This window comes from Croceitalea sp. MTPC6 (genome assembly GCF_036985525.1).
GTDB lineage: Bacteria > Bacteroidota > Bacteroidia > Flavobacteriales > Flavobacteriaceae > Croceitalea.
Genome location: NZ_BTGR01000004.1, coordinates 202,117 through 220,119 on the forward strand (window position 1 = coordinate 202,117; position 18,003 = coordinate 220,119).

Sequence of the window (18,003 nt, forward strand, 5' to 3'; positions counted from 1 at the left end):
AAAGAGGTTAAATATGCTAATAAGAAAATAGAAGATTCCGAAGCAGCTCCAATTGCAAATCAACTAGACATTCTTATGAATGATAAGGAATTGTATAAGAATCCCGATTTAAAGCTCTCTGATGTTGCCAAAGAAATAAATATTTCTCCTCATTTCTTATCACAATTTTTAAATGATAATCTTGGTAAAGGGTTTTCTCTTTTTTTAAATGAATACCGAATTGAAGCTGCTGAAAAAATGCTTTGGTCAAATCAACATTTGACTTTAGAAGCAATTGGTCAGGAATGTGGTTTTAAATCTAATTCCACCTTTTACAGTGCATTCAAAAAAATAAAAGGCCTTACACCTGCAAAATTTAAAAGGCAATTAGGCTAAATTTTTCCAGATTTATAAATCTGTAGTATTTCTCCCTTGTAATCCAATGTTCTTGGTAGCATTCGCATTAAATTGCCTCATAATCATCATTAAAAAACGAATCATGAAGACTATTGCTTTTATACTAATTACATTCCTAATTTCTCTAAACTGTATTGCCCAGGAAAATGACCGAAAACTTATTGAAAAAACAGTGTCCTATTATTTAGAAGGGGGAACCAATAATGACTTTGAAACCCTTAAAAAGGCATTTCATAAAGATGCCACAATGAAATTTATCTCTAGTAGCGGTTACAAAGAGGTAAATGCCCTTGAGTTTTTTAAGAATGCTATAAAACCTGGACCCAAGCAAAATAGAAAAACAAGTATTGAAGCCATTAATGTTACGGGAAATGCTGCTAGTGCAAAATTAAAGATTGAATACACAAATTTCTATTTTGTTGATTATATGAACCTTCTAAAAATTGATGGTGAATGGAAAGTGGTTAGTAAAATATTTCATAGACAGAGTTCAAACTAAAACTTAAAATAGATGAGATTAATACTAATAACAACCGTATTACTTTTTTCCTTTCTAAATGGATATTCCCAAGAATTTATTGGAAGTAAAAAAGATTTAGAGCAGATTAAGCAGAATACTAAAAACTTTTCTAAATATGTAATTGGTGATAATTACAAAATGATTGGTGAATCTTATACTACAGATGCAAAAATATTCCCTAATCAAACAAAAATCATTGAAGGCACTGAAGAAATTGTTTCTTATTGGACACACTCGGATGACATTTCAATCACCCATCATAAAATCACGCAAAGTGAAATTAAAATCATGGGAGAAGAAGCCTATGATTATGGCTACTACGAAGGACAAACTAAAAAAGCTAATGGTGATTTAATTGACTGGAAAGGAAAATATGTCATCATTTGGAGAAAAGAAGGTGAAGACTGGAAAATGTATCTAGATATTTGGAATGGCGTGCGCTAATTTTTGACCTTAAAAACTAATTATATTTATCTCATTTTAATCTCTAGGCTATTTCTGAAAAAGTCAAAAAACAGACAAAATTTGAATATTTTACATCATTTTGACTCAAAAAAGGGGTGGAAATCACGTTTTTTGATTATTTTCTTGCTTTTCTGATAAAAAAGACTATTTTATTGATTCACTTCTAAATCAATATATGCGTCAACTTAAGATTACGAGACAGATTACAAATAGAGATTCTAAATCATTAGAAAAATATTTTCAAGAAATCAGTAAGATTGATCTTATAACCGCAGAAGAAGAAGTAGAACTAGCCCAGCGCATAAAAGCAGGTGACCAAAAAGCTCTAGATAAGTTGGTCAATGCTAATTTACGATTTGTGGTATCCGCAGCTAAACAATACCAAAATAGAGGGCTAAAACTTTCCGACCTCATCAACGAAGGAAATGTAGGATTGATTAAAGCCGCTAAACGCTTCGATGAAACAAGAGGATTTAAATTTATTTCATATGCAGTTTGGTGGATAAGACAGTCCATGATTCAGGCCATATCCAATAGAGGTAAAATAATACGCCTGCCACAAAACAAAATTGCGACCAACATTAAAATATATAAAGTCTACGCTGGACTTGAACAAAAGTTCCAAAGGCCTCCAAATGCAAGAGAAATAGCTAATGAACTAGATATTTCCGAGGATAATGTAAAAAGTGCCATGAAAAGTTCAGGGCGCTCCCTATCCTTAGATGCTCCCCTCAGAGAAGGTGAAACATCAACTCTTCAAAATGTATTGCAGTCAAAAGATTCGGCCAGTCCCGATAAGGGAATGATGCAAGAATCTCTTTCTTCGGACATTGATGAAGTCCTAAAAACGATACCAGAAAGACAGCGAGATGTACTTCGGCTCTACTATGGTTTAGGTAAAGAGCAATCAATGAGTCTTTCCGAAATCAGTGATATTTTCAATCTTACTAAAGAGCGTGTCAGACAGATACGGGAGCGAGGACTCCGTACTCTGCGAAATAAGTCTAGAAGTGAAGTATTGATGGTTCATCTGTAGCATCCATGTATTCTATATAAAGTAGTCTCAGTCTAATGCCTGCTTAATATCAGCAACAATATCATCAACATGTTCCAAGCCTACAGAGATGCGTACCATACCATCTGTTATACCAGATGTTAAACGTTCTTCTTTTGTTAGTTTACTGTGTGTAGTTGAAGCCGGATGTGTAACAATACTACGAGAATCCCCCAGATTAGCAGAAAGTGATAATAATTTAATTGAGTCAAAGAATTTCTGACCCGCCCCCAATCCACCTTTTACCTCAAAAGCAACCACGCAGCCCCCAGCTTTCATTTGCTTTTTGGCAATTTCGTATTTAGGATGTGACTTTAAAAAAGGATATTTTACCCATTTTACATTATCATGACTCTCTAGAAACTCAGCTAGTTTTAGTGCATTCTCACAATGTCTATCCACACGGACAGCAAGAGTTTCTAAACTTTTTGATAGCACCCAAGCATTAAAGGGAGATAATGCTGGTCCCGTAATTCGGGAAAATCGATATACTTTATCAATTAATTTAGCACTACCAACTGTAATTCCAGCTAGAACACGACCTTGGCCGTCCATTAATTTAGTCCCTGAATGTATGACCAAATCAGCCCCAAATTGTATTGGTTGCTGTAAATAAGGTGTCGCAAAACAGTTATCAATAACCAAAATTAAATTATGCTTTTTAGCAATTCTACCTAGAGCTTCCAAATCCAGAATATCTACTCCAGGATTAGTAGGTGATTCGGCATAAATCAATTTTGTTTTTGGAGTAATTAAGCTTTCAATGGAATTAAAATCATCAATCTTAAAATAGGTGTGCGATATGTTCCATTTTGGAAAGAAATTATTGAATAAGGAATAGGTTGAACCAAAGATATTTCCCGCGGAAAGTATATGGTCACCACTATCCAATAAAGTGGCTAGCGTTGAAAACACAGCAGCCATTCCCGAAGCAAACGCAAATCCTGCTTCTGCGCCTTCCATTTTGCAAACCTTTTCCACAAATTCATTGGAATTAGGATTGGAATAACGGGAATAGATGTTACGCTCTTTCTCTTCTGCAAATGAAGCACGCATATCCTCCGCATTTTCAAACACGAAACTGGATGTTAAATATAAAGGACTGGAATGCTCTAAAAATTGAGTTCTTTCAACTTGAGTTCTTACAGCCTCTGTTTCAAAGTTTTTATTCATTACAGTTTTTCAGCTATTCGTAATACATCTCCAAATACACCTCTTGCCGTTACTGCTGCACCTGCACCTGCACCCTGAATTATGATTGGATTCTCCCCATAAGATTCCGTGAAAATCTCAATAATCGAGTCAGCTCCACCAACTTGACCCAATGCACTTGATTTAGGAACAGAAATTAATTTCACTTCTAAAATCCCTCTCTCTTGCTGCAAATCTCCATGTAAATCACCAACATAGCGTAAAACGTAATTCGATATTTGATTTTGTTTAATGGCATCAAACTTTTCATCAATGATTTCAGGTTTTGCTAAAAAGTCTTCCAAACTCACTTCTTGTAATTCAGGTGGTATCAAATTGTCTATGGCAACATCGGAAAACTCGTTTTCAAGTTCTAATTCTCTGGCTAGAATCAACAATTTTCTTGCAACATCATTACCAGATAAATCCTCCCTAGGGTCTGGCTCAGTATATCCATTTTTCATAGCTTCACCCAACACCTCAGAAAACTTTTTATCACTCTCAGAAAATGTATTGAAAATATAACTCAATGAACCCGAAAACACCCCCTTAATCTGAGTGATATTCTCACCTGAAAGATGCAACAGTTTAATCGTATCGATTAATGGCAAACCAGCTCCCACATTGGTTTCGTACAAATATTGTTTTTGATGTTTTTTTAAATTTTTCCGAACCAATTGGTAGTAATCAAAATCTAATGTATTTGCTATTTTATTGGACGATACCAAGTCAAATCCAGTACTAATCAAATCAAAATAATTGTTTACAAAATCAGTACTAGCTGTATTATCAATAGCAATTAAATTCTCTAAATGATGATTTCTGGCAAAACCAATAACATCTTTTAATCCATAAGAAGTCCCTGATTCCTCAAAACTATTTCTCCAATGTTCTTGAATCCCTTTCGAATTAAGAATGACTTTTTTAGAATTGGCCACCGCAAAGATCCGTAAATCCAATCCCTTTCGTTGCTGTATTTTTTTATGCGATGCTAAAATCTGATCAATTAGTGTTCCACCAACAGTTCCATGACCAAAAATGGCCAGGTTTATACGTTTACTAACGCCGAATATTTGTCCGTGCATTACATTTAGTGCCTTATGCAAATAGGTATTTTCAACTACAAGACTAATATTCTTACCAGAAATAGTGTTGTTAAATAATAGCGGTACAATCCCATTTTTTATCAAAGCATTGTAAGGATGATGAAACGTACTAAGGTCTTGCCCAACTATCGAAATTACAGAGATATCCTTCTTAATGGTTATCGTATTTACATCTTGGGAGGAATAATCTGTAGTAAACTCAATATCCAATGCTTTTTTAGCAGCTACGGCTTGCTCAGCATCTACCACCAAACCAATGCCTCTTTCTGAAGAACCTTGGGAAATAATGCTAACATTGATATTGTGCCTGCCCAAGGTGGTAAAAATCCTTGCATCTACTCCTACTTTGCCCAATAATCCTCTACCTTCTAGGTTTATTAATGCTACATTTTCTATAACAGAGAGGGATTTAATACCTTCTTTCTGTGTTTTTGAACTAATTAAAGTTCCTCCCAAATCTGGATTAAATGTATTAAGAATACGAAGGGGGATATTCTTTTCAATAAGCGGAATTATCGTCTTTGCATGCAACACTTTTGCACCAAAATTAGCAAGCTCATTAGCTTCGGCATAAGATAAGTTTTCAATAATTCTTGCTTGTTTTACATAGTCTGGATTAGCAGTGAAAATACCATCTACATGGGTATAGTTTAATACTTCTTCAGCATCTAAATAATTTGCAAAAAGCGCAGCGGTATAGTTACTACCGTTTCTCCCCAAAGTAGTAGTTTCACCTATTTCATTAGAAGCTATAAAACCAGTAATAATAGGAACGTAATCTGGAGCTAGCTCAGAAAAGCGTTGTACTACTTTTGCCTTAGATACCGCTTCATTTACTTGGGCATTTCCAAAATTACTATCTGTTAGCAATAGTTCACGCGTATCAATTAGAACTGCATTAATACCACGTTCTTTTAAGAGTGAAACCAACAACTTACAGGAGATTAATTCCCCAATAGCCAATACCTCATCTTTGGTTTTTAAGCTGTAATCACCCAATAAGGAAACCCCTTCCAAACGCTTAGAAAGTTGGTTCATTTCACTAAAATAGTTAATGCCAGAGCTGACTGTCTTTTGATACGATTCAAAATCCTCAAGTGCTTTTTCATCAACTTTCCCCTCTACTGCATTTTTTAATAGCTCCTCTAAAGTATCCGTAGCTTTTTCACGAGCAGATAAGACTACAGCAATAGGTTCTTGCTTTTTATAGTACTCCTCAACAATTTCCAGCACTCTTTCTAGACCTTTACCATTACTGAGTGATTTCCCCCCAAATTTCAAAATCTTTAACCCTTTCTGCTCTTCTTTTTTTTGAAAAACACCTTTTAACAACTTCTCAAGTTGAAGAAACTCCATCAAAAAGGCATCATGACCATGTAATGATTCCACTTCACCATAAGTAACGTTACTGTTAGCTTGCGCTAATTGCTTAAAGGTCTCTTTATTCTCTTCTGCCGTAAAGAACAAATCTGAGTTTACCCCAATAATATGGATATTAGTATTGCTATTTTGAATTGCTTCAAACACGTTGGTACCATCTCTTGAAATATCAATCGTCTTTAACAACTGATTCATCAATTTATAGGCAGACAGCTGAAAGCGTTCTTGCAACTTTTTACCATGATGCAGCAACCAACTTTCTACATTAAATACTTTTAATTCTTCATTTGTCCCTCTCTGAAAACGCTCTTTAAAAGACTCTGGGGTTCGGTAACATAACATTGCATGCATTCTAGCATCATGCACAGGTTGACGACTATTGACCAATATCTGTTCTTGAATCTGGCAGTTGGCAATTAACCAATCCGTAGATTTCCAGTCTGATGCTACTGGAATCAAATGTTCAGTAATATTCGGATTCAAGGCGGCCATTTCCCAAGCTATTCCGCCTCCTAAAGAACCTCCAATAATCGCAAATAATTTAGCAACTTCTAGCTCTTTTAATCCCATTAAAAATATTTTGGCAATGTCACCAGCAACAAAATCTTTGTAATCTTCAATTACAAAACCATCATAGCCATTCCCAGGAATATTAAATGCCAAAATGGTATAGTTCTGCGTATCTATACATTTATTTTTACCAATAATATCCTTCCACCAGCCATTTTCTCCAGAAACATTGGAATTTCCAGTTAGGGCATGGTTCACTAAAACAATAGGTGCGGAATGTAAGGGCTGACCGAATAGCTCGTAAGACAATTCAATATATTGACTTACACCGCTTATGGTGATATAATCTTCTATTTCTAGTTTATGAAGCATGCTTAGCTTTAAAGTTTAATGCCTTGATTTTGTAAAGCAAAACTCCTCTCCTTTCCTTCGACTGTGCTTAGGATAAGGGAGAGGAGTTTTTGTTTAGGCCAAAACTGATTTATCAATAGCTGCAAAGGCTTGCTCTAAATCGGACTTTAAATCATCTATGTCTTCAAGACCAACAGAAAGTCTGATTAAATCTTGTGTTACCCCTGCACTTTCTTGTTGTTCTTCGCTCAGCTGCTGGTGCGTAGTACTAGATGGGTGAATAATCAAAGATTTTGTGTCACCGATATTTGCCAACAACGAGAACACCTTGGTAGCATCTGTCAATTTTTTGGCTGCTTCAAAACCTCCTTTTACACCAAAGGTCACTAGACCGCTTTGTCCTTTTGGCAAGTATTCTTGTGCTAATTCATAGTACTTATTGCCTTTTAACCCTGGATAGTTTACCCATGCCACTTCTTCCCTATCCTGTAACCATTCTGCCAAGACAAGGGCATTTTCGCTATGTTGCTTAATACGGACTGGTAAAGTTTCTAATCCTTGAATAATCTGGAACGCATTGAATGGACTCAAAGCACCTCCAAAATCGCGAAGTCCCTCTAAAATAAGTTTAAAAGTAAATGCCGTAGCACCTAAAGCCTCACTATAGACCAAGCCGTGGTAGCCTGCAGATGGCTCCGTAAATTCTGGGAATTTTCCATTGGTCCAGTCAAAAGTTCCAGCATCAATTATTGCACCACCTAAAGCAGTACCGTTACCGTTGATGTATTTTGTTAAGGAGTGAATTACCAAATTGGCACCATGCTCAATAGGATTTAATAAACCCGGAGTAGCCACGGTGTTATCTACGATAAAAGGTACTTTAGCCGCTTTGGCCTCTTTAGAGATTCCTTTTAAATCCAACACATCCAGTTTTGGATTACCCAATGACTCTACAAAAATGGCCCTGGTATTTTCTTTTATCGCTTTTCCAAAATTTGTTAGGTCTTCTGGGTCTACAAAAGTTGTGGTGATGCCCAATCGTGGTAAGGTCACATTTAGAAGATTGAACGTACCACCATACAAACTGCTCGAAGCTACAATATGGTCACCCGCTCTTAAAAGCGTTAATAATCCCGTAGAAATTGCTGCAGTTCCAGAGGCAAAAACCACTGCGCCAACACCACCTTCAATAGCAGCTAACCGCTCTTGCAATATTTGGTTGGTAGGATTGTTTAACCTAGTGTAAATAAATCCAAGCTCTGCCAATGAAAATAAATTGGCTGCATGGTCAGTGTCATTAAATACATAGGATGTAGATTGATAAATAGGAACCGCTCTTGTTCCTCCAGTTTGGGTAGTGTCATGCCCTGCATGTAAAGCGTTTGTTGAAAATTTTTGAGTACTCATTTTTTTCAATTTTATGCACTCCTTTTATTTTATTAAGGAATACTGGTTTTTAAATAGATTCCTGCCTTCGCAGGAATAATAAAAGCCAAACCCTCACTGTCCGACGACAGTTAGGTAAAATCAAAAAGTTATAAGAAAGTGTTTCGAAAGAAAATTTCGATGACTGTTATCCTTCCCAAAAATCTGCCGAAACATCCAACAGGTTCCAAGCTTTGCTTGGAATGGGTAGAATTTAGCACCTTCTTAGTTAGATTCTGATAGACATCAGAACAAGCTAAGGGTTGCTAAGGCTTCAAAGGGTCTAATCCCTCCACCTTTCTTGATAACTATTCAATACGTGTTTGAACTTATTAAAGCAAATATAACGTCAGAAAAATTTAAAATCCTAATGAATTTTAAAAATTTAACAAAAGTCTAGTGGTTTGGTGGGTTAAATTATTGTTTTCTTAATTTGTTGTTCAATATCCAATTATATTCTTCAGATATCCATAATAATTAAATATGGTATATTTATATATCTAATTAAAAATAAACAATGAAATTTTTTTCTACTTCAATCGTACTGATTTTCTTATTTTCTTTTACGAGCATTTTATATTCTCAAGAAAGAACGATAACGGGATTTGTCACAACATTAGAAAATATTCCAGTAGTTAATGCTGAAGTTAAAGTATTAAGCAGTAAGGAAACTGTACTGACTGATACCATTGGGAATTTTAAGGTTAGTTGTTTACTCAATGATAAAATTAAAATCAATACCAGAGGTTTCTATTCGCAAAAAGTCAAAATCGATGAAAAAACCAATGAAGTGTTTGTTAATCTTATATTAAGACCTGGAGAAAAAAACTTGGAAATAGCTGCAGGATATGGACATATTAGAGAGAAAGATAAGTCCCTTGCTATATCAAATGTAGAAAACAATAATAATAAATTTTCAATCTATACAAATCTATTAGAATATATTATTGATAGTTCACCTTCAATATCACTTAGTAATGGAGGGTTAATAATTCGTGGAGCAGGTTCTTTATTGGGCTCCAATGCTGCTATGATACTTCTAGATGGTCAACAAGTAAATACATCGCAATTATCTCAAATACCCCCTTCTGATGTGAAAAGTTTTGATGTTCTGAAAGGATCTGCAGCAGCAATGTATGGTGTAAGAGGTGCCAATGGTGTAGTTCTTATCACAACTAAAACGGGAGGAGAAAGTAATTAGAATATAGTAGGAATTAGACAAATAAAATTTCTTGCAAGTTCAAAAATCTTACGGCAATATTTTATTATGCCATCTGATTAATCTTAGTACAAATTATATTTACACGCACCGTATTTAAACAAAAGCTCTTAATTCAACACCATAAACTCTATACTAGAATCTGTAAATACCGTATGGGTCTGGGTTTTAAAATCTTCCTCATCTGCTTTAAAGATATTGTCCACATAGGTTTGAGGATTTAAATCTATTAAAGGAAACCAAGTACTCTGCACTTGTATTTGGAGCCTATGTCCTTTTTCAATGGTATGGAACACGTCTTGCAGTTTAATATCTACGGCTGTCTTTTTATTAGGTGTAAATGGTTCAGGATTGGAGAAACTGTTTCTAAACCTGCCCCGCAATACCTCACTTCGCACCATTAAGTGGTAATTGCTCATTTTTAGATGGTCTTGCATTTCTTCATTGGTCTTTGCATCCGCCGGGTGAACGTCTATTACTTTTACAATCCAGTCCGCAGCAGTGCCCGTTGTGGCTACTTGTAAGTTGGCCATAATGTCCCCTGCGAGGGTCAAATCTTCTTCCATCACCTCGGTCTCAAATACCAAAACATCGGAACGGCGGGCAGCAAAACGCTGGTCGTCCGTCATGTACTTTCGTGGGGTAAACACAGATTTTACATCCTCAGAATAGGGAACTGGTTTTTTTACATCGCTAATAAATTTAAGTCCAGTAGTACTTTTTTGTTCTGTGGTCAGTTCTTGGTTTTCAGAAAGGAACATTCGTTGCTTCTCTGCTCCTTTTGGCGGCCAACTATCGTACTGTTTCCATTCTTTACTCCCAGAATCATAGACATAGGCTTCGGGCAATCCGGTATTGCCATCTGCTTCGCCCTTTAAAAAGTGGTTAAAGAATTTGGTCTCTATTTGATCTTGAAAAAAGGTGGAGATGGAATCCCCAAAATAGTAGTTGCCCACTAAATTACGTTCACTCCTTCTTGCCCAACGGCCATGGTCCCAAGGACCAAAAACCATAGTATTATAACCCTCAGTATGTTTTTCTATATTCTTGTAGGTTTCTAACGGACCGTACAAATCCTCAGCATCAAACCAGCCGCCCACAATCATGGTAGCGACATGCGATTTGGATTTATCCAAATGCTGAATCAGTCCCCTACTCTGCCAAAGTTCATCGTAGTTGGGATGTTCTTTTAATTCGTTCCAAAAGAAATCATCGGTCATGCCATCTGGTGCCATGGAAACCTCATCTTTTAACCCGTATTCAAAAAAGGAATTAAAATTCTTTAAAGGACCTTTATCCAAAAAGAACTGGTACTGATCTTCGGTCTTTAAATCCGGTAGCGTATACCAAGCTGTATCCACAGGTTGGTCCCCATTGGGCCTAGGCGTTCCAAATAAAGAGGTCGCCCTAAAATAGCTCAATAAATAGGCACCATTATGGTGAAAATCATCAAAAAAGAAATCTCCGATACAAGCTTGTGGTGAAGAGGCTTTTAAAGCAGGGTGCGCATCGATAGTGGCATAGGTAGCGTAATAGCCAGGGTACGAAATGCCCCAAACCCCTACATTGCCATTGTTGTTTTCAACATTGTTCACCAACCATTCTATAGTATCATAGGTGTCCGTACTTTCATCCACTTGCTCATTTGAAGTTTTGTTGGGAATGTAAGCCCTCATATTTTCATAATGGCCTTCGCTCAACCAACGCCCACGCACGTCTTGGTAAACAATGATATTGCCCTCTTTCATCAAGTTTACGTTGGGACCAATCCGCTTTCTAAATTCATTCTCCCCATAAGGTCTTGAGCTATATGGGGTGCGTTGCATTAAAATGGGGTACTCTTTTGAGGTATCTTTTGGCGAGTAAATAGTCGTGTGGAGAGTAGCTCCATCCCGCATTGGAATATCCACCTCTTTTTTGATATAGTTGTCTTGTACGTAAGTATCAACTACCTCAGCAGTTTCTGCTTTCTTGGTCTTCTTACATGAAGTCAAAAAAAGGAATAAACACAGTACTAAGAGGGGATAGCGAAATTGAATTTTCATAATGATTGGATTGATTTTCTAAAACTACTAAAGAATGATGAGGTACACCAATAAAAAAGGAGCCGATAACGGCTCCTTTATATGTTTTATACTCAATTTTTACTAAAGATTAAATGCTGTTTTTACGTCAGCAACTTTATCCAGTTTTTCCCAGGTAAAAAGTTCCACTTCTTTTTCAATCTTACCATTATAAGGGGATTCAAAAACCTTGGTCACCGTACTTGGGGTTTTACCCATATGACCATAAGCAGCTGTTTCCAAATAAATTGGATTACGGAGTTTTAAGCGTTCTTCAATAGCAAAAGGTCGCATATCAAACAATTGAGTCACTTTTGCAGCAATCTCACCATCGGTCATATTAACTTTAGCAGTACCATAAGAATCCACAAAAATTGAAGTTGGTTTCACTACGCCAATAGCATAACTTACTTGAACCAACAGCTCGTCTGCCACACCAGCAGCAACTAAGTTTTTAGCTGCGTGACGTGCTGCATAAGCTGCGCTACGGTCTACTTTACTTGGGTCCTTTCCACTAAATGCGCCACCACCGTGGGCACCTTTCCCACCATAAGTATCAACAATAATTTTACGCCCAGTTAGGCCTGTATCACCATGTGGTCCTCCAATCACAAACTTACCCGTTGGGTTGATGTGATATTGAATTTTATCATTAAAAAGCTCCTGTACGTGGCTTGGAAATAAGGCCACTACTTTAGGTATTAAAATAGAAATAATATCAGCCTTTATTTTAGCTAGCATCTTTTCATCAGCATCAAAATCATCATGCTGTGTAGAAACTACAATAGTATCTATCCGTTGCGGAACATTATCATCTGAATATTCTATGGTCACCTGAGCTTTAGCATCTGGGCGTAAATAGGGAATTTGATTCCCTTCTCTTCTCAAATCCGCTAAAACTTGAAGGATTTTATGCGAAATATCCAATGCCAAAGGCATGTAGTTTTCTGTCTCTCTAGTGGCGTAACCAAACATCATTCCTTGATCACCTGCACCTTGCTCTTCTTTGGTTGCTCTATCAACCCCTTGATTAATATCCTGTGATTGCTCATGAATCAAGGAAATTACCCCACAAGAATCTCCACTAAATTGGTATTCGCCTTTGGTATAGCCAATCTTGTTGATTACATTTCTGGCAATGGTTTGTACATCTAAGTATGTATCGCTTTTTACCTCACCAGCTAAAACTACTTGCCCAGTGGTAACTAGGGTTTCACAGGCCACTTTGCTTTCAGCATCAAAAGCCAAAAAATTATCTAAAAGTGCATCACTGATCTGGTCTGACACTTTATCCGGATGTCCTTCACTAACTGATTCTGAAGTAAATAAATAAGCCATTCTCTCTTTTTAATAGTACAGAAGATTTGACGGAAAGGCTCAAAGAAGTTTACAAAAACTTGTAACTGCTTTAGCATTTTTCTTGTGCCAAACTTGATTTAGCATCTGAGGTTGCAATCAGTCAAATCCTTCCTCATTATTGAATGGTAAAAGTACGTATTTGGTTAGTAATTAAAAATTTTCAATTAAAATATCTTCCTACTGTATTTCAACTTATATTTTTCTTGTAACTGGATATACTTCGTATATTGCATGCTCCGTTTTCAAACAAATAGCCATAAACACACTACACCATGCACATTGCCGTTGCCGGAAATATTGGAGCAGGAAAAACAACTTTAACCACTTTATTATCAAAACATTATAAATGGGAAGCACATTTTGAAGATGTGGTGGACAATCCATATTTAGATGATTTTTATACGCAAATGGAGCGGTGGAGCTTTAACCTTCAAATCTATTTTTTAAACAGTAGGTATAGGCAAATTCTTAAAATTCGTGAAGCAGGCAAAAAAGTAATACAAGATCGTACCATTTATGAGGATGCCCACATATTTGCCCCTAATTTGCATGCAATGGGCTTGATGACCAATCGTGACTTTGAGAATTACAAAAGTCTTTTTGAATTAATGGAAAGCTTGGTACAACCACCAGATTTATTAATTTATTTGCGCAGTTCTATCCCTAATTTGGTCAAACAAATACATAAACGTGGACGGGAATATGAAAATAGTATCTCCATTGATTATTTAAGCCGATTGAACGAACGCTACGAAGCTTGGGTAAACACCTATGAAAAAGGCAAACTTTTAGTTATAGATGTAGATGACATCAACTTTGTGGATGAAGCCGAAGATTTAGGTGAAGTCATCAACAAAATTGATGCTGAGTTACATGGGCTGTTTTAAAATTTAGTTTTCCCTCATTCAAAACCTCACTTCCCTCATTCTAACTTTTTAAGGGTGTAAAACTGTTCTACTTTCATTGTATAACTATAAAAAATATACGATGGAAGTAAAAAAGAAAGAACACCTAAAATTAGAAAAGAACAGCAGTCTTTATTTTGTCATTGGACTAACACTCATCCTTGCCCTGATTTATACGGCTTTGGAATGGAAAACATTTTATGATAACACTGGCGAGGATTTTGGAGAATTGACTGAACCAGATTCTATTGATGAAGATGTACCCGTAACTGTTCATTATATGAAACCCCCACCTCCCAAAGTTATAGCTCCTCCTAATATTGAAATCGCACTTGACGATGAAGATATTATTGAAACTGTGATTAAAGCTACAGATACAAATCAAAACACCGAAATATTAGAACCAACTAGTTTTCATATTGAAGAACCTAATGAAGTTATTGAAGTAGATTGGGTATCAATTGAAGAAGTTCCCGTTTTCCCTGGTTGTGAAGAAGCGGATGATAAACGTGCTTGCTTTCAAGAAAAGATGCAAAAGCATATTCGAAAGAATTTCAAATATCCAGAGGAAGCACAGGAAATAGGATTGCAAGGCAAAGTATATTTACAATTTACTATACAAAAAGATGGTAGTGTTGGAGGTTTAAAAATGCGCGGGCCACATCAAATTTTAGAAACTGAAGCGTCCCGAATTATCTCAAAGCTCCCAAAAATGAAACCTGGTAGGCAAAGAGGGAAAGCTGTAAAAGTTCCTTTTAGCATCCCTATTACTTTTAGATTGCAATAACGTAGTATTTTCTTTGGTCTGTCACACTGAGCTTGTCGAAGTGCAATACAATATATCCTTCGGCAGGCTCAAGATGACATCTAAGTATAACAGTTGTATGTATAAAATTGATTCCTGCTTTCGCTGGAATAAAAAAACCTGCAAAGAATAAACTTTGCAGGTCTATGTTGGTTGGCTGGAGTCCTTCTGAGTCTTCTTCTCAGAAGGACTGACCAAACTTATTCTATAGAAATGGCACTATTGTACTTTTCAACAGCTTCTTTCACTTCTTCCTTTGTAGCTCCAGTAAATTCTTTAACCTCTTCAGTTTTCTCACCATTAACTTCAGAAGTTGTTGTTACTACCGCTTTGAACATACCATCAGCTGTGTTATTCATTTCGACACGAACTTGCTTCTCCACTTGGTTTTGAACTAGCTCAGTTCCAACAGCCTTATCTTCATTATAAGCCATCATTTTGTCAGCACTAATTGCAATACTAGGTGCAATTACCAATGCAACAACGGACATTAACTTTAATAAGATGTTTAATGAAGGCCCAGAAGTATCTTTAAATGGGTCACCAACTGTATCACCTACAACAGCTGCTTTATGTGCATCGCTACCTTTTTTACCATCGCTCTCAATAGTTTTCTTAGCGTTATCCCAAGCACCACCTGCATTAGACTGGAAGATTGCCATTAACACCCCACAAGTAGTTACACCAGCTAAAAGGCCTCCTAACATTTCAGCTCCACCAATAAATCCTACAGCAACAGGAACAGCAATTGCCAATAAACCTGGCAGTACCATTTCACGAATTGAAGCTTTTGTAGAAATTGCCACACACTTATCGTATTCGGCAACACCATCAGCTGCATCAAAAGTTTTACGCTGTGCATCTGTAGCTTTGGACATATCAGAATCTACCGCTCTCATTACTTCAAGCGCAGCTTTTAGTTGTGGAATATCTCTAAACTGACGACGAACTTCTTCAATCATTGCCATTGCGGCTCTACCTACAGCATTCATAGATAATGCAGAGAAGACAAATGGCAACATACCTCCAACCAATAAACCGGCCATAACCGTTGGTTTAGATACATCAATAGCAGTTACATTAGCAGTTTGCATAAAAGCAGCAAATAAAGCTAAAGCTGTTAATGCTGCAGAAGCAATTGCGAAACCTTTACCGATAGCAGCAGTTGTATTACCAACAGCATCTAACTTATCTGTACGTTCTCTAACTTCTGGCTCTAATTCTGCCATTTCAGCAATACCACCGGCGTTATCAGAAATTGGTCCGTATGCATCAACAGCTAACTGGATTCCTGTATTTGCCAACATCCCTACAGCAGCAATTGCAATACCATAAAGACCAGCAAAATGATGTGATACTAAAATTGCAGCAGCAATTAAAATAATAGGAAACATTGTAGACATCATACCAACTCCCAAACCAGCAATAATGTTTGTTGCAGCTCCAGTTTCTGACTGTCGTACAATTGAGTTAACTGGTTTTGTACCAGTACCTGTATAATATTCTGTTACTTTACCAACAGCAAGACCTGCAACTAAACCTGCAAGTACCGCCCAGAAAACACCCATTGCCCCATAAGTTTCACCTCCAAAAGACCAGCTTTCTGGTAGCATATTCGTGATGATAAAGAAAGAAGCAACTAGCATTAAACCAGCTGATCCAAATTCACCAATATTTAAAGCAGTTTGTGGGTTACCACCATCTTTAACACGTACAAAGAATGTACCTATTATAGACATGATGATTCCGACTGCAGCTAATACCAATGGTAAGTAAACCGCACTTAAGCCATCAAAACCATCCGCTTTAAAAGCATCCATACCGACAAAAGCAGCACCTAAAACCATTGTACCAATGATTGAACCTACATAAGATTCAAAAAGGTCGGCCCCCATACCTGCAACGTCACCAACATTGTCACCAACATTATCTGCAATAGTTGCAGGATTTAATGGGTGATCTTCTGGAATACCAGCTTCTACTTTTCCAACAAGGTCAGCACCAACATCGGCAGCTTTGGTATAAATACCACCACCAACACGTGCGAAAAGTGCAATTGAAGATGCACCTAAAGAGAAACCAGAAAGTACATTTAATACTTCACCGAGCTCCCATCCTTGACCACTATATATCATGAAAAGCCCACTTAAGCCTAGAACCCCTAAACCTACAACACCAAGACCCATTACTGCACCACCAGCAAAAGCGACTTCTAAAGCTTTACCTAAAGAAGTTCTTGCAGCATTGGTTGTACGAACGTTAGCTTTGGTAGCAACCTTCATACCTATAAAGCCAGCTAATGCAGAGCAAATAGCACCAACGATAAATGATACTGCCACCATTCCGTTGGAACCTGTTTCGTTACTTCCTTTAAAAAATAAAAGAACAGCAACCGCTACAACAAAAATGCTTAAGATTTTGTATTCTGCTTTTAAGAAAGACATTGCTCCATCAGCAATATTCTTTGCTATTCGCGCCATTTTAGCGTCACCAACTTCTTGTTTGGAGACCCATCCACTTTTTACCAAAACGTAAATCAAGGCCAACACACCAAATGCTGGTAGAAATTGTACTATTTGTTCCATAGTTATTTAGTTAATTATTAGGTTTTTTAGAATTTTTTAATGCGTGCAAATGTAGTAAAATAGGTATGAATAAAAAAAGCATCCCAAAAATTGTGGGATGCTTAAAATCAATTCAATGTAATTGCTTAAATCATAAAAGTACGCTTAAGTTTATGGTCACTTTCATCATAACGTTTAACGCATTGGTGATATATCTTAATTGCCTCAGCAGCATTTCCCCAACCACCTGTATCAACTTTCTTCTTTTCTAAATCCTTATACACTTGAAAAAAGTGCTCAATTTCTTTTAAACGATGCGGATTAATATCATCTATATCGTTACGCTGATTCCAAATAGGGTCATTTACGGGTACACAGATAATCTTTTCATCCGGTCCTTTCTCATCGGTCATATGAAAAACACCTATTGGTTTCACTTCCATTACCACCATAGGATAAGTTGGTTCAGTACCCATTACCAAAACATCTAATGGGTCCATATCTAAAGCTAAAGTTTCTGGAACAAATCCATAATCTCCAGGGTACATCATAGATGAAAACAACATTCTATCAAACCTGATTTTATGAAGGGTGAAATCGTATTCGTATTTGTTTCTACTTCCCTTCGGGATCTCAATCAAAACATCAAAAGTCACTTGATCCTTGTCTTCTTTACTCATAACTATAAAT

The 18,003-nt window shown here is 36.7% G+C and carries 14 protein-coding genes and 1 riboswitch; of the genes, 7 read left to right on the forward strand and 7 right to left on the reverse strand.

All coding sequences use genetic code 11. The features are described from left to right. Positions 1 to 75: 75 nt before the first annotated feature. The 4 genes from AACP56_RS09930 (at position 76) to AACP56_RS09945 (ending at position 2,417) form a co-directional block, all read left to right on the forward strand. Complete coding sequence (locus AACP56_RS09930) at positions 76 to 375, forward strand: helix-turn-helix domain-containing protein (protein WP_339337326.1); 300 nt, start codon at positions 76 to 78, stop codon at positions 373 to 375. Positions 376 to 478: 103 nt separating this feature from the next. After that, on the forward strand, positions 479 to 895 hold the full coding sequence (locus AACP56_RS09935; RefSeq protein WP_339337325.1) for a nuclear transport factor 2 family protein: 417 nt from the start codon (positions 479 to 481) through the stop codon (positions 893 to 895). A 12-nt stretch (positions 896 to 907) separates the two neighbouring features. After that, a complete protein-coding gene (locus AACP56_RS09940; protein WP_339337324.1) occupies positions 908 to 1,360 on the forward strand; it encodes a nuclear transport factor 2 family protein in 453 nt (150 codons plus the stop codon). Between the two features lie 196 nt (positions 1,361 to 1,556). After that, positions 1,557 to 2,417 (forward strand): sigma-70 family RNA polymerase sigma factor, encoded by an 861-nt coding sequence (locus AACP56_RS09945; RefSeq protein WP_339337323.1) that lies wholly within the window; start codon positions 1,557 to 1,559, stop codon positions 2,415 to 2,417. Between the two features lie 27 nt (positions 2,418 to 2,444). On the opposite strand, the gene AACP56_RS09950 is transcribed toward AACP56_RS09945, so the two are convergent. The 3 genes from AACP56_RS09950 to AACP56_RS09960 all read right to left on the reverse strand — a co-directional run bounded on the left by AACP56_RS09950 (position 2,445) and on the right by AACP56_RS09960 (position 8,380). Further along, positions 2,445 to 3,608, reverse strand: a complete 1,164-nt coding sequence (locus tag AACP56_RS09950; protein ID WP_339337322.1) for a trans-sulfuration enzyme family protein — start codon at positions 3,606 to 3,608, stop codon at positions 2,445 to 2,447. Further along, on the reverse strand, positions 3,608 to 6,994 hold the full coding sequence (gene thrA / locus AACP56_RS09955; RefSeq protein ID WP_339337321.1) for a bifunctional aspartate kinase/homoserine dehydrogenase I: 3,387 nt from the start codon (positions 6,992 to 6,994) through the stop codon (positions 3,608 to 3,610). Before thrA ends, AACP56_RS09950 begins: the two co-directional genes overlap by 1 nt. Before the next feature lie 93 nt (positions 6,995 to 7,087). Then, positions 7,088 to 8,380 (reverse strand): O-acetylhomoserine aminocarboxypropyltransferase/cysteine synthase family protein, encoded by a 1,293-nt coding sequence (locus AACP56_RS09960; protein WP_339337320.1) that lies wholly within the window; start codon positions 8,378 to 8,380, stop codon positions 7,088 to 7,090. 163 nt (positions 8,381 to 8,543) lie between these two features. Then, positions 8,544 to 8,709: riboswitch (SAM riboswitch) on the reverse strand. A 206-nt stretch (positions 8,710 to 8,915) separates the two neighbouring features. Here AACP56_RS09960 and AACP56_RS09965 point away from each other — a divergent pair. Further along, complete coding sequence (locus AACP56_RS09965; RefSeq protein WP_339337319.1) at positions 8,916 to 9,599, forward strand: TonB-dependent receptor plug domain-containing protein; 684 nt, start codon at positions 8,916 to 8,918, stop codon at positions 9,597 to 9,599. 128 nt (positions 9,600 to 9,727) lie between these two features. Here the strand turns inward: AACP56_RS09965 and AACP56_RS09970 are convergent, their stop codons facing one another. Both AACP56_RS09970 and metK read right to left on the reverse strand, forming a co-directional pair. Beyond that, the gene (locus AACP56_RS09970) at positions 9,728 to 11,662 is read right to left on the reverse strand and encodes a CocE/NonD family hydrolase (protein WP_339337318.1); all 1,935 of its coding nucleotides are present in this window, start codon (positions 11,660 to 11,662) and stop codon (positions 9,728 to 9,730) included. Between the two features lie 102 nt (positions 11,663 to 11,764). After that, on the reverse strand, positions 11,765 to 13,018 hold the full coding sequence (gene metK, locus AACP56_RS09975) for a methionine adenosyltransferase (protein WP_339337317.1): 1,254 nt from the start codon (positions 13,016 to 13,018) through the stop codon (positions 11,765 to 11,767). Between the two features lie 293 nt (positions 13,019 to 13,311). Here metK and AACP56_RS09980 point away from each other — a divergent pair, with 293 nt between their 5' ends. Together AACP56_RS09980 and AACP56_RS09985 are read left to right on the forward strand one after the other, a co-directional pair. Next, positions 13,312 to 13,926, forward strand: a complete 615-nt coding sequence (locus tag AACP56_RS09980) for a deoxynucleoside kinase (protein WP_339337316.1) — start codon at positions 13,312 to 13,314, stop codon at positions 13,924 to 13,926. Positions 13,927 to 14,026: 100 nt separating this feature from the next. Continuing rightward, the gene (locus AACP56_RS09985; RefSeq protein ID WP_339337315.1) at positions 14,027 to 14,731 is read left to right on the forward strand and encodes an energy transducer TonB; all 705 of its coding nucleotides are present in this window, start codon (positions 14,027 to 14,029) and stop codon (positions 14,729 to 14,731) included. 218 nt (positions 14,732 to 14,949) lie between these two features. On the opposite strand, the gene AACP56_RS09990 is transcribed toward AACP56_RS09985, so the two are convergent. Together AACP56_RS09990 and AACP56_RS09995 are read right to left on the reverse strand one after the other, a co-directional pair. Continuing rightward, positions 14,950 to 17,334, reverse strand: a complete 2,385-nt coding sequence (locus AACP56_RS09990) for a sodium-translocating pyrophosphatase (RefSeq protein ID WP_339337314.1) — start codon at positions 17,332 to 17,334, stop codon at positions 14,950 to 14,952. Between the two features lie 125 nt (positions 17,335 to 17,459). Continuing rightward, positions 17,460 to 17,993 (reverse strand): inorganic diphosphatase, encoded by a 534-nt coding sequence (locus AACP56_RS09995; RefSeq protein ID WP_339337313.1) that lies wholly within the window; start codon positions 17,991 to 17,993, stop codon positions 17,460 to 17,462. Positions 17,994 to 18,003 lie beyond the last annotated feature (10 nt).

Bases quoted from the DNA above. Each gene is read 5' to 3' on its own strand.
- AACP56_RS09930 (WP_339337326.1), top strand. From the start codon at position 76: ATGAATGATAAGGAATTGTATAAGAATCCCGATTTAAAGCTCTCTGAT.
- AACP56_RS09935 (WP_339337325.1), top strand. From the start codon at position 479: ATGAAGACTATTGCTTTTATACTAATTACATTCCTAATTTCTCTAAAC.
- AACP56_RS09940 (WP_339337324.1), top strand. From the start codon at position 908: ATGAGATTAATACTAATAACAACCGTATTACTTTTTTCCTTTCTAAAT.
- AACP56_RS09945 (WP_339337323.1), top strand. From the start codon at position 1,557: ATGCGTCAACTTAAGATTACGAGACAGATTACAAATAGAGATTCTAAA.
- AACP56_RS09950 (WP_339337322.1), bottom strand. From the start codon at position 3,608: ATGAATAAAAACTTTGAAACAGAGGCTGTAAGAACTCAAGTTGAAAGA.
- thrA (WP_339337321.1), bottom strand. From the start codon at position 6,994: ATGCTTCATAAACTAGAAATAGAAGATTATATCACCATAAGCGGTGTA.
- AACP56_RS09960 (WP_339337320.1), bottom strand. From the start codon at position 8,380: ATGAGTACTCAAAAATTTTCAACAAACGCTTTACATGCAGGGCATGAC.
- AACP56_RS09965 (WP_339337319.1), top strand. From the start codon at position 8,916: ATGAAATTTTTTTCTACTTCAATCGTACTGATTTTCTTATTTTCTTTT.
- AACP56_RS09970 (WP_339337318.1), bottom strand. From the start codon at position 11,662: ATGAAAATTCAATTTCGCTATCCCCTCTTAGTACTGTGTTTATTCCTT.
- metK (WP_339337317.1), bottom strand. From the start codon at position 13,018: ATGGCTTATTTATTTACTTCAGAATCAGTTAGTGAAGGACATCCGGAT.
- AACP56_RS09980 (WP_339337316.1), top strand. From the start codon at position 13,312: ATGCACATTGCCGTTGCCGGAAATATTGGAGCAGGAAAAACAACTTTA.
- AACP56_RS09985 (WP_339337315.1), top strand. From the start codon at position 14,027: ATGGAAGTAAAAAAGAAAGAACACCTAAAATTAGAAAAGAACAGCAGT.
- AACP56_RS09990 (WP_339337314.1), bottom strand. From the start codon at position 17,334: ATGGAACAAATAGTACAATTTCTACCAGCATTTGGTGTGTTGGCCTTG.
- AACP56_RS09995 (WP_339337313.1), bottom strand. From the start codon at position 17,993: ATGAGTAAAGAAGACAAGGATCAAGTGACTTTTGATGTTTTGATTGAG.